Genomic DNA, 12,829 nt, shown 5'->3' with positions numbered 1-12,829 from the left:
ACTGAACGTTGGTTCATCATCACCATAGGTGGTCGTCTTGCTATCCATCGTAACGGATGCATCTTCATTGCCCGTGGTGGATGCTGGCGTAATGGTTAATTGAGCGGTATCAGTCGCCGTAATATTGTAATTGGCATTCACCGCATCACCTGCAGTCAACGCAATCCCGACTGTCTGTGATCCAGCTTCAGTTCTACTATTATTCGTCAGACTATAACCTAATTGTTCATCGCCGACGGCGCCAGTAATGTTGACTTTACCGTCTGGAATAGAATGACTTGCGCCATCATAATCAAAGGCATCATCATCTACCGTAATTGTCGCGTTGGCTTTATCAATTGTAACCGACCCACTTGTCACATTGTCATTTGTCAACGTATAATTTTTAACAGCATTTTGAACAGTAGCTAAACCAGCAGCAGTTAAACTATAATCATAAGTTGCTGCATCCATACCATCCGTAGCAAACGTGACATCATTGCTGGTCAATGCAACCATAACTGTTGAACCACCGTCATCTCCAGTTCCAGCTGTAACTGAAACAGTAGCAAATAAACCAGTTTCAGCACTCGCGTTAGTACCATCGTAAGCGAAACTTGGTGTGCTTAACGTCGCCGTTGCGTTGGCCGCCGCAATTGTGTAGGTGCCTAAATACACGGGCGTAATTGCAAAATTTTTGGCAGCTGCCAACTTAGCTAAACCTGCATCACTAAATTCAATTTTGTAAATTCCCACATCTGTAGGATTAGCAACTGTTTTCCCATTCAGTGAATATGTGAAATCAGCGGATGTCCAAGCGGGTATCTGATCAAGTAGATTGGTACCTTCATTAGGTGTTAACGTGCCGCCGTCAGTTCGTGCAAAAACAACGCTCGGTACGTAGTCGGAAATAGCCGTGCCATCATAAACTTTTGTCGCTGTACCGCCTGACGTAACGGTTGCGGTGACTGGTGCGGCAGTAATTGTGTAATCACCTGAGTTAACGCTCAAAAAATCATACTGCGGGTTCGCCGCCTTAAAAAGTGCCAGGTTTTTCCCTGTAACATTAACAACACCAGGGTACTTCCCAACATCAGCCGATTTATAATAGATAGCATCGTTTTCTATGTCAGACGCATCTATATTGCTAACCAATACATTACCCTTTGAATCAGTAAGTACAAACGTTAAATTTTTATAATCATCCTGTTCACTAGTAGCACCATTATCTTGACCATCAAGACCATCATAAACCCGGGTACCCGAAACACTTGCCGTTACATTAGTTTTGTAGGTTAGCGTAATCGAAGTAACTGGATTACCACTGGCATCCGTTGCGATGACGTTACCATCTGCATCAAGTATAAATGAAACTTTTGTCGCAGGAACATTGACTGCATCAGTGGCGCCCAACGTGTAACCGTCAATGGCGACAGCAGTAGTTGCATTTGTCGTCAAATTATCTACATCACCATAATTGCCTGTAAACGTAGTGGTACCTGTTTTAATTGGGTTACCAAAATAATCTACGTAATTAACCGTGATTGATGCCTGATTAGCAACGTAGGTCACAACATCTGTTTCATCAGCTGCACCAGCTGCTACTGCCGGAATTGTTGTCATTGCAGCCGCAGTTGCCCCGTTTATGCTGACCATTGATGTATAGCCAGGTATCTGAGTAACATTTACTGCGTCATACCCTTTAGCAGTTTCTTTGGTTGCATCAATAGTTGATGCTTCTGTGGCCTGCTGGGTTTGAGTTGAAAAATTGCCAGTTGCACCAGTAGGTACATTATCATAGCTAACCGTTTGAGTCCCAGCGTTTTTTAAATAAGTAACCGTAATCTCATTAGTAGCGCTCGTATCAATATTGGTATTAACAACCGTCACAGGATCAGTAGCCGCACCAAATGTATAACCATCTATTGCCTTTGCCTGATAAATACCAGAAGTAGCTGTATTACTATCTAAAGTATTAGCACCTGCTCCAAAAGTAGAACCAACGTTAACGGTAATGGTATTGTCAGTTGAAATTGGAGCACCACTTTGATCTACGTAATGAACCACAACCGGCATTGTCACACGAGTTCCTGTAAATGCCGTAACTGTAGCCGTTTGTGTGCCTGCTGTACCACCAGTTGCACCAAATGCAGCCAATGACACTGCCCGACTTAACGTAGTAACAACGTTTCCAGTAGATTGAACACTTGTTGTATGAGCTGCATCCAAATAAGATGTGTAGTTCAACGTTCCCGTCACAGTACCCGTTGTTTCATCAACACTTGTAGGTGTCCAAGTCAATACATAATATTCGCCCTTCGTCACAGCAGCCGTCTGATTTGCACCCGGTGTAACATTAGCTAGCGGTGTCAATACCATATTTCCATTGGCGTCCGTTGGGCGAATTGTAAGATGATTCCAAGTCGTATCATTTTTGGAACTATCAACATAGAAATCACGACCAACAAAAGTTGTGCTCTTTAGTCCATCAATTCCTACATCAGCTGTCGTATTCGAGTTATTACCAGCATTTTGCGGGTCAACCGGCTGAATAATGATGCCTAATCCACCACCAGTGCCATTATAAGCAGTACTTGAATAACTACCAGTAAGCGTAAACTTTTGCGAGGTATCCACTTGGTTATCAAAAACATAAGAACCATTTTGTTCTTTGCCATTCGTCAGTGTAATTGTACCAGGAGTACTCGTTATAGCGGCTGCACCAGTAGTCTCAAATGAATCTGGAATATCATCTGCAGTCAGATTACTAGTAGCTGCATTCGCACCAGCGGGATTTGTGCCATCTAGACTACCTGTATTAACTGGATCAACCGCTTTTTCAGTTGCTGAGGGTGCTACTGCATCCGTAGCCAAAGACTTAACTGACGCAGTTCTATATGATGGAACAGCTTCTTTTGTAACAACATCGCTTGCCTTTGAACTTGTTGTTTCTGCTGAACTATTCTTACTTGAGGTGGCAACTGAACTGGTTACATTCGACGATTTGTTCTGATCGGATACAACACTAGAACTAGCAGCACTTGATCCATTTGAAGAAGTTGCTGAGCTTGTTGCAGAGGAACCTGTTTTCTGTGCTGTACTGCTTGACGCTAAAGCAGTTCTATCTGTTGAAGTAGCTGCCGAGCTTGCATTAGAACTCGACTTATCATTTGAACTACTTGTTACTGCATCAGTCTCACTACTCTTTGTTCCATCACTTGCAGCAGACTCACTCCCAGAACTTTCGGACGAAGAACTGCTGCTTGCAACTTCCGTTATCGGTGTTTTCGAGCTAGTATCTGCCTCAGTGGCAGCATATGCTGTCGGATGGCCAAAGAAAACGCCCGTTCCGAAAAACAAAACAGTTATGCCGGCAAACAGCCAACTTTTTCGCACTTTATACATCTTAAAATGTTCCTTAGCCTGTCCCGTATCCTGTAATAATTTCAAACGTTTCAATTTTCTTTGACGATTATTCATAACACACATCTCCCTATTTGTAAGGAATACTAAAATATCCCAAATGTAACTAATCTCATTATATCACCATTAAAATCAAAGTAGTCTAAAACGTTCTAAAGATTTTTTGTAAATATTCATATTTTAACCAAAAACCTAATCAAAACCGATTTATTACTCGTCAAAGAACTTTTTTATTTGAATTGAATGTCTATTTTTATCAGCAAGCGTTTCAAAAGATACTTATAAATACAAAAAACAGCTTATTATATAAAACAGTACTTTTTCTTATATGCTAGCTTGTTTAAATTGTAATCTTTCCAGCTACAGTATCAGTATTTAATACCATTTGGGAAAATTCTAAGTAAGAACAGATAAACTTTTGATAAAAGATTACCTGATTGCATGTCTCTAATTAAATTCTTTTCTATTTTGTTTGGCTGTCCCTATCTGCTCAATCAACAATTACCCCCAATTTTGACTCTTGAAATACAAAAAAGGAAACTCGAAATTCGAGTTTCCTTCATTTAAACTATTTCTTTTTTGCAGAAGTCTTACGACGTTTTGCATCTTTTTCACGTTCATTCGTACTTAAAATCTGTTTACGTAAACGAACATGCTTTGGTGTGATTTCGCAGTACTCATCTTCATTGATGAATTCCAATGATTCTTCAAGTGTCAAATGAGTTGGTGTTTTAATCTTAGCCATATCATCTGATCCAGCAGCACGGACATTGGTCAAGTTCTTACCACGGGTGATGTTGACAGAAATATCATTTTCACGACTATTTTGGCCAACGATCATACCTTCATAAACATCCAAGCCTGGGTCAACGAAAACTGTGCCTCGGTGTTCAACACCCATGATAGCGTATGTCGTTACTTTGCCAGAATTGATAGAAACCAAGGCTCCATTACGACGACCTGGATTCCACTTCTTGATAACTGGTAAATACTTAGAAAATGTATGGTTCATAATTCCGTAACCACGAGTCATTGATAAGAAATCAGTTGAATAACCAATCAAACCACGTGATGGTGCAAGGAATGTCAAACGAGTTTGACCATTATCAGTAGTTTCCATGTTCTGCATCTCAGCTTTACGTTGTGACAAGCTATCAATGATTGAGCCTGTGTATTCATCAGGGGTATCAATTTGAACTGATTCAAATGGTTCACAAAGCTTACCATCAACTTCTTTGTAAATAACTTCTGGACGAGAAGCTTGTAATTCATAACCTTCACGACGCAAAGTTTCAATCAAGATTGACAAATGTAACTCGCCACGACCTGATACAACCCAAGCACCAGGATCGTCGGTATCATCAACTCGCAATGAAACATCTGTATGCAATTCTGCCTTCAAACGTTGTTCCAATTGACGTGAAGTTACAAACTTACCTTCACGACCAGCGAAAGGTGAATCATTGGTTCTGAAAGTCATCTGTAAGGTTGGTTCATCAATTCGGAGTAAAGGTAATGCTTCTTGATGAGCAGGATCAGTTACAGTCTCACCAACGAAAATATCTTCCATTCCGGAAACAGCAATCAAATCGCCAGCTTTGGCTTCATTAATTTCCAAACGTTTCAAACCAAAGAATCCAAATAACTTCGTAACTCGGAAGTTCTTCGTAGATCCGTCAAGTTTCATAACTGTAACGTTATCGCCAACTTTAATTTTGCCTCGGAAAATTCGACCAATTCCCACACGACCAACAAAGTCGTTGTAATCTAACAAGGCAACTTGGAACTGAAGTGGTTCTTCACTATTATCAACTGGAGCTGGAATCGTTTTAACAATTGTGTCAAACAAAGGCTTCATTGTGTGTTTTTGATCGGCAGGATCTGCTGAATAACTAGAAGTCCCATTAAGGGCACTTGTATAAACAATTGGAAAATCAAGTTGATCTTCGTCAGCGCCTAAAGCAATGAATAGATCCAAAACTTCATCAACTACTTCGCTAGGCCGTGCACCTGGGCGATCAATCTTGTTGATAACAACAATTGGTGTCAAATGTTGTTCAAGGGCTTTTTTAAGCACAAAACGTGTTTGTGGCATAGTTCCTTCAAATGCATCAACAACTAATAGCACACCATCAACCATGCGCATGATTCGTTCAACTTCACCACCGAAATCGGCATGCCCTGGGGTGTCCAAAATATTAATCTGTCTGTCGCCATACTTAACGGCTGTATTCTTAGAAAGAATCGTAATACCTCGCTCACGTTCGATCGCATTGGTATCCATTGCACGATCCTCAATGTGGGTATGTTCATCCAATGTATCTGATTGTTTCAGCATTTCGTTCACCAAAGTTGTCTTACCGTGGTCAACATGGGCAATAATTGCGATGTTTCGAATATCATCTCGTCGTTTCAAAAGTGTTTCTCCTTTTCCTGGGTATCTCCATAAAAAAACTGCAACTAGTTTGTCACAGTCAGACTACCTAATCATATTTAGTATATCTTTTTGTGTATTTCTGGTCGACACTAATACATCATTTGATGATAGCATATCAACCGGTGTTCCGTCAACCTTTGTTACTAAAAGTTCAAGTGTTTCGCTCAAGATCTTCCCTGCTGCAAAATCCCATGGCATCAAATGGGAAATGTAACCGTTTTGCTTTCCAGTTAGCACCTGAATAAATTCCATTCCGGCGCTTCCAAGAATTCGAACGCCAGAACTCGCTTCATCGATTGCTTGCAAATTGTAGCAATCGTGAACCAACATTGGCCCACTCACACCTAGCAATCCTTCTCGTAAAGTAAGATTGGCCGGAGCTTTAAGTTCATGAGACTGGGTAAACACCCCAATCTCAGGACCACCTCCATAAATAATATCAGAGGTAACATCCATAATATAGCCCAGCACGCCCTTGCCGTCAATGTACAAGGCAATCATAATGGCAAAATTATCACGTTGTTTCACAAAGTTCAAAGTACCATCCAACGGATCAATAATCCATACGTGGCCATGCATGTCCTTGACATCGTCGCCTGATCCCTCCTCACCCAAAATTTGAGCTTGTGGATCAAACTTACGAATAAAACTTACTATTTTTTTCTCGTTGCTTTTATCAATGTTAGTTACCAAATCTTTACGACTAGTTTTTTCCGAAACAGCCAGTGGATCACGCATTTCACGTAACACATCCATTCGGAGTTCTTCAAGCCAGCCGCGAATGATTTGATCAGTTTGCTGTAAATTATTCATTTTAATCACCTATTTGTTTAATGGACCGATGCGTTTTGCATTAGAAGTTTGGGCAGCTTTAACAGCTACATATATATCAAAACCGGAAGATTGCAGAAACTTTTTCGTTAGTTGTTTTTCTTCAGCCTTGCTTTTGACTATTTGCTTAAATTCATGATACTGCTGCAAGAAAAGTTGCCGATCAATCCCGTTTAAGTATGCCGTCTCAACGGCAGTATACAAAGCCACGACGGTCGTGATCTCTTCAATTTTCCATTCTGGTTCTAACGGATACGCATAATTTTCGCTCAATACCGGATCTCCCTCTCATAAAACTGAATATTTTTATTCTACCGCAAAATAGACCAATTTAAAAACATTCTCCCCCTTTTAAAGCTAATCAAGTATGGTAAAATTATTTTGAAGAACTATTTGGAGGTTTTGACAGTGATTAAAATGAATGACATTACCCGCGATGGGGATCCCGTTTTACGCAAACGGGCTAAAAAAGCTACTTTTCCACTCTCTGCGGAGCAAAAAGAGCTGGGCAACAAAATGATGGAATATTTGATTAATAGTCAAAATCCTGAAATTGCCGAAAAATATAAACTACGTGCCGGTGTCGGACTGGCAGCACCACAGGCAGGCATTTCCTTGCAAATGGCCGCAGTTCTCGTCCCTGGTGACAAGGATCAACCGCCTCTGTTTAAAGAAGTGCTTGTGAATCCTGTAATTATCAGTGAATCTGTTCAAGTTGCCGCTCTTGAGGAAGGTGAAGGCTGCCTCTCCGTTGACAAAGAAATTCCCGGATATGTGCCAAGACATGACCGCATTACCATTAAATACCAAACCGTTGATGGTGAAGATAAAAAGATCCGTTTGAAAAACTATCCCGCAATTGTTTGCCAGCACGAAATTGATCATCTAAAAGGAACCCTTTTCTATGATCATATCAATAAAGAAGAACCTTTAAAGATCGATGATGACGCCATTTTAATTGGCTAATTAAAAAATCAGCGTTTAACAGGATTAATTCCTATTAAACGCTGATTTTTTTATTCTACACGATGTAAGTCTTCAATATATTCTCTCGTCGGATCATTAATCACATTTGCGACATCAACATGCAGATTTTCTTGATATAACCAAATATCCGTTACATAAAAAACTGGGAACTCATAGTCACTATGAATATGATGCTCGGCAGCATATTCTTCAATTGACTGATTAATTTGATGGCGCAGTTCTTCAAGTTGACTCTTTTTTAAATCGGTTTTCCCAAACGAAAATTCGAAGGCCAGCACACCGCGTCCCCAAATATCCGCCACCAATTTAGGTATTGCTTTAGGCTGTCCAGATTGGATAATATTTTTTTTCACTAGTGTGGCTGCCACTTTGGTCATGGCTAACCCCACATTCTTTTTACTGGTAGTTTGCAGCATCACTAGAGCTCGTTTTCGCTTAGAGCGTCGAACTGCTACCCAAATTATCAAACTAATCACAACGACAGCAAGTAAAACAACTAATATGATCATATTTAAGCTCCTTAATTTGCTACCTCCATTTTAGCATATTTCTTACTTAAACAACGACTTACCGCCCACCGATTCTATACTTATGAAGGCCAATATGCTAAAATAGTCTTGATAGTTATTAGTGACACCTGCATTCAAATAACAGGCCAACGAAATATTAAACTTTTTCAAAGGAGCTCACAATATGGTTTTTAAAGTGTTATTTCAGACAGCAGCAGAATCCACCCCAAAACGTGAAGCAACTAAAGCGATTTATCTTGAGGTACCTACTAAGGAAGATGCAATTCAATTGGTTGAAACCCACACCGATTATCACATTGAGTTTGTGGAACCACTTGAAGGTAAATTTTTGGAGTATGAACAAAAGAACCCCGATTACAAAATAACCACATTTTAAATTGTTATCAAAAAGATTCACGAGTAGTTTTCCTACTTGTGAATCTTTTTTTATCCATTAAAAAAGGTTCTGACAATATTGTCAGAACCTTCATTTTTTATTTATTTTACGGTACCAGCAAAACTTGGTGCAAAGTAGCTACTGATTGTTTCAATATCTACATTTTGACCAGGTTGTGGTGCAGCTACATATTGGTTGTTACCAATGTAAATAGCTACATGGTACGTTGCACCTTCTGAACCCCAGAATAAGAGGTCACCAGGTTGAGCTGCCGAAACAGACTTTTGAGTTACTTGGCTTTCAAGAGAAACTGTATAATGTGCTAAGTTAATCCCTTCGGCATGTGCATAGACATATGAAACTAATCCTGAACAATCCATACCACTTAAGCTAGAACCACCCCATACATATGGAATGTTGGCATTGGCTAATTTCACTGCCAAACTAACCACTGATCCAGATGTTAATGCTGAATTAGAAGTTTTGTTTGTGGTAGTTGAAGCGCTGCTTGCGACAGGTTTGTTACTTGTTGCAGCTGATGAAGCAACTGGCTTTGCAACTGCAGAAGAAGCTGGTGTTGCAACTGAAGCTGTACTTACAGGCTTAGCAGCTGTTGTGCTTGATGCTACACTACTTGGTGCAGCACTAGAACTTGCTTGTGAAGCAACGGATGGTGCTGGAGCACTCGATACAGCACTACTTGGTGTGGCATTAGAACTTGCTTGTGAAGTAGTAGATGTTGTTGAAGCACTTGATACAGCACTGCTTGGTGCGGCACTAGAACTTGCTTGTGAAACTGAGTTAGAACTTTGTGAAGCAACACTAGGAACTGCAGAAGATGGAGCTACACTACTGCTTGCAGAACTAACAGCTGTTGTGCTACTTGCAGAAGTTGAAGCTTGTGAACTACCCTGTGTGGATACTTCATTATTCGTTGAAACAGTATCACTAGCAGCTGAGCTCGTTGAACTTGAAGCAACAGTTGCTGAGGTACTTGTTGCAGCTGTCTCAGCTTTACTTGAACTAGCAACTGAAGCTGATGATGGTGTACTCTCCACAGAATTTTCTGCAGAAGTACTTGTTGATGATGTAGCAGCACTATATTGAACAGTAGCTGCAGAACTAGAAGCCTTTGCAGCTGTACTACCAGCAACAGGAACTTTTAATGATTGACCAACTAAAATCAAGTTATTGTTTAAGTTGTTTGCATTTTTAATTGAAGCAACCGAAACACCATTGTCTTGAGCAATTTGCCAGAGACTATCACCGGATTTAACGGTGATATTTATGTATTGTGAACTTGCTTTAGGTTGTGCCTGATCATTAGTTCCTGGAATCTCAACATTTTGACCAATCAGAATAATATGTGAATTCTGATCAATCTTGTTTAATGTCTCAATACTTTTAATTGAAACATTATACTTTTGTGAAATACCCCAAACTGTATCGTTTTGAGCGACCTTAACAGAATCGGCATTAACACTTTGTGTAGCTCCAGCAACGAACAAACCAGCCGCTCCAGCAACACCTGCGAGAACTATTTTTGTTTTTGTAGAATTACCATGTGATTTAACCATAAACACAACTCCTTCGAATTAGTTTCTAAACTATTAAATAATCACTTTTCATACATTTAGAATAAACTTATTAAATTAACTAGGTGTATTGTAGCATGATATTTCTTAAAAAAATAGCCCTTTTATGCGCATATTTTTTAGGTAATCTTGGAAACAATACATGAAAGCTTACTACGAAAGTTGTTAAGGTATCCGATTTCCTTTAAAAAAATTTAATCTTTTTAATCACCGAATCTCAAACAGAACGCCTGTTTTGTCTAGTGTTACAAACGTGTTACATAAATTTGCTTATATTACAGCATCCTGTAACATTACCATAACGGGCTTCAATTTTGAATTGAACTTTAAGTGCATAAATATTAGTAATCTAGCGAACTAATGTTTATATATTCATTACACTATAATCAAAACTACAAGCTTATTATGTAAATAGTTTCACTATTTATTCATTCCAACTAGCTTGAACCCGTTTGAATGCCGCCAATTTATTTGAAGCTTGGGTAATTGAACGCCCGACGACAATATAGTCAGAACCAAATATATGAGCTTTCTTTGGGGAAACAACTCGTTGTTGATCTTGATGACTCTGTCCAGGTAATCGAATTCCCGGAGTCACACACAAAAAGTCTTTTCCGATGTTTTTGTGAATCATTGGTGCTTCTGGTGCCGCACAGATAACACCATCTGCGCCGTTACTTACGGCCAACCTGGCCAAGCTAAGAACTGACTCTTGTAACGTCAATCCAATATGTAATTCCTCGTGCAAAACTTTCTCAGAGGTTGATGTGAGTTGGGTGACTGCTAAAAGCTTAGGTATTTTTTTAGTACCCGCTCCTGAAACCAAACCGTCATGGGCAGCCTGAATCATTTTTGACCCACCAGCTGCATGGATCGTTACCATATCCACCCCAAGTTGACTTAAAATCTTAGCGGATTGAAAGACGGTATTGGGAATGTCATGCAATTTTAAGTCTAAAAAAATTTTACAGCCTCGGACTTTCAGCTGCGTCAGAATTTGATTGTCTTCCCGATAAAAAAGTTCCATCCCTACTTTTACAAATAAAGATTGCGATGTGGGAAACTGATCGATAAAGGCTAATGCCTCTTGACCAGTTTGAAAATCTAAAGCAATAATAATTGGATTCATCTGATAAAACTCCTTTCAAAAAAGTTCCTGGTTAACAGACAGTCAACAGGAATCCTTACGATCTCCTTTTGCCTCTCTGGGCCAAATTAAGAATCAGTTATATTTGATTTTTATTAAGCCTATCTATTTATTTAATGTCTGTCAACTGCTTAAATATAGAGTTTTTGAAACCCCTTGTAATTTATTTTAAAGACGTGCATAATCAATAATTGAAAAAATAAAGATTGGCAGCGATCAATCATTTTGGAGGAATTATTATGGAATCAACACTTGTACACCAAAGAACCACAACTTATCAAAAACACGTGATTGCTTCAACAGCTTCAGGCTTTGTCCTTGAAAACATGGATATCATGTTTTTATCATTCACCCTATCCTCCATCATCAGTGAACTACATATTTCTAGTGCTGCAGCTGGTTGGATTGGGACGATCACTAACTTTGGCATGTTAGTTGGTGGCGTTATATTTGGAATCTTAGCAGATCGTATCGGGAGAATTAAAACTTTCTCTCATACGATCTTTATTTTTGCTTTGGCCACTGGAGCTATGTATTTTGCCAATAATCTCGTCCTAATCTACATCTGTCGCTTTCTCGCCGGTGTCGGGGCCGGTGGTGAATACGGAATCGGCATGGCCATTATTGCTGAAAGCTTTCCTCGTCATCAAGTTGGCAAAATCACTTCCGTTGCTTCAATTGGTGGCCAAGTTGGCGCACTAGTTGCCGCGTTCTTGGCTGCTTGGATTCTTCCGAGCTTTGGCTGGCATACACTCTTTCTTTTCGGAATTGTGCCCGTCATCTTAACCTACTTTGTTAGACGGCACTTGAAAGAAAGTCCCAGTTTTCTTAACGCCCAACCTACTAAAAAACCGACCATAACGGCCTTGGAAATGCCCTAAAAATATTATTCAAATCTCCACAAGCCACTCATCAAACGTTGAGCTTAATGGTTATGACTATTGTCCAAATTGCTGGCTATTTCGGCCTTATGACTTGGCTTCCTTCAATTATGCAAGCCCGTTTGCATTTAGGAGTTGGTAGTTCGTCGCTATGGATGATTTCAACCATTATTGGCATGAGTTTAGGCATGGCAGTATTCGGTCTCTTACTGGATAAATTTGGCCCTCGGTTAACCTTCGGGATCTTCTTGCTAATGGCGGCCGCATCGGTTTATCTGCTGCTTGCAGCCCAGAATATGCAAACCTTAGTCCTGTTCGGAACGGTCGTTGGGTTCTTCTCAAATGGAATGTTTGGTGGATATGGCGCGGTCATTAGCCAGCTGTATCCAACCGAAATTCGGGCTACGGCAAACAACATCATTATGAACGTTGGCCGCTGCATTGGCGGATTTTCATCAGTTTTGATTGGCGTCCTCCTTGATCACTTTTCCATTACCATTGTCATTTTAATGTTATCTATCCTGTATATCATTAGTTTTATCAGTATGCTATCCATCAAAAACTTACGAACCCTTAAATAAACAGCAAATACAAAAATATGGTATTAGGATTAAAGGGTCTACACTTTCTGGTATTGGTGAAT

At 39.8% G+C, this 12,829-nt stretch carries 9 protein-coding genes and 1 pseudogene; 3 read left to right on the top strand and 7 right to left on the bottom strand.

What is annotated here, in order from left to right:
• The 4 genes from IV84_RS07465 to IV84_RS07450 all read right to left on the bottom strand — a co-directional run.
• Positions 1-3,459, bottom strand: a 3,459-nt coding sequence (locus IV84_RS07465; protein WP_056986341.1) for an MBG domain-containing protein, incomplete at its 3' end; no start/stop codon positions are given.
• Between the two features lie 511 nt (positions 3,460-3,970).
• A complete protein-coding gene (gene typA, locus IV84_RS07460) occupies positions 3,971-5,818 on the bottom strand; it encodes a translational GTPase TypA (RefSeq protein ID WP_056986340.1) in 1,848 nt (615 codons plus the stop codon).
• A 63-nt stretch (positions 5,819-5,881) separates the two neighbouring features.
• Entirely contained in the window at positions 5,882-6,658 is a 777-nt protein-coding gene (locus IV84_RS07455) for an inositol monophosphatase family protein (RefSeq protein WP_056986342.1), read from the bottom strand.
• Between the two features lie 3 nt (positions 6,659-6,661).
• A complete protein-coding gene (locus IV84_RS07450; RefSeq protein WP_056986339.1) occupies positions 6,662-6,943 on the bottom strand; it encodes a UPF0223 family protein in 282 nt (93 codons plus the stop codon).
• A gap of 135 nt (positions 6,944-7,078) precedes the next feature.
• On the opposite strand from IV84_RS07450, the gene def reads away from it, so the two are divergent.
• The gene (gene def / locus IV84_RS07445; protein ID WP_100077779.1) at positions 7,079-7,636 is read left to right on the top strand and encodes a peptide deformylase; all 558 of its coding nucleotides are present in this window, start codon (positions 7,079-7,081) and stop codon (positions 7,634-7,636) included.
• A 50-nt stretch (positions 7,637-7,686) separates the two neighbouring features.
• Here the strand turns inward: def and IV84_RS07440 are convergent, their stop codons facing one another.
• Positions 7,687-8,166, bottom strand: coding sequence for a hypothetical protein (locus tag IV84_RS07440; RefSeq protein WP_046872404.1), 480 nt, complete (start codon positions 8,164-8,166; stop codon positions 7,687-7,689).
• 184 nt (positions 8,167-8,350) lie between these two features.
• Between IV84_RS07440 and IV84_RS07435 the strand changes: the two genes are divergently transcribed.
• Complete coding sequence (locus IV84_RS07435) at positions 8,351-8,563, top strand: DNA-directed RNA polymerase subunit epsilon (RefSeq protein WP_046872403.1); 213 nt, start codon at positions 8,351-8,353, stop codon at positions 8,561-8,563.
• Positions 8,564-8,664: 101 nt separating this feature from the next.
• Here the strand turns inward: IV84_RS07435 and IV84_RS07430 are convergent, their stop codons facing one another.
• Positions 8,665-10,140: a peptidoglycan endopeptidase gene (locus tag IV84_RS07430; protein WP_056986338.1), complete on the bottom strand. Its 1,476-nt coding sequence runs from the start codon at positions 10,138-10,140 to the stop codon at positions 8,665-8,667.
• Positions 10,141-10,582: 442 nt separating this feature from the next.
• A complete protein-coding gene (gene pyrF / locus IV84_RS07425; RefSeq protein WP_046870943.1) occupies positions 10,583-11,287 on the bottom strand; it encodes an orotidine-5'-phosphate decarboxylase in 705 nt (234 codons plus the stop codon).
• Between the two features lie 257 nt (positions 11,288-11,544).
• Between pyrF and IV84_RS07420 the strand changes: the two are divergent.
• Positions 11,545-12,767 (top strand): annotated as a pseudogene (locus IV84_RS07420) (MFS transporter).
• Positions 12,768-12,829: the final 62 nt, after the last annotated feature.

It is taken from the genome of Pediococcus damnosus (assembly GCF_001437255.1).
Classification (GTDB): Bacteria; Bacillota; Bacilli; order Lactobacillales; family Lactobacillaceae; genus Pediococcus; species Pediococcus damnosus.
The sequence above is the reverse complement of the archived record's forward strand: the minus strand, read 5'-3'. Positions and strand labels throughout refer to the sequence as shown.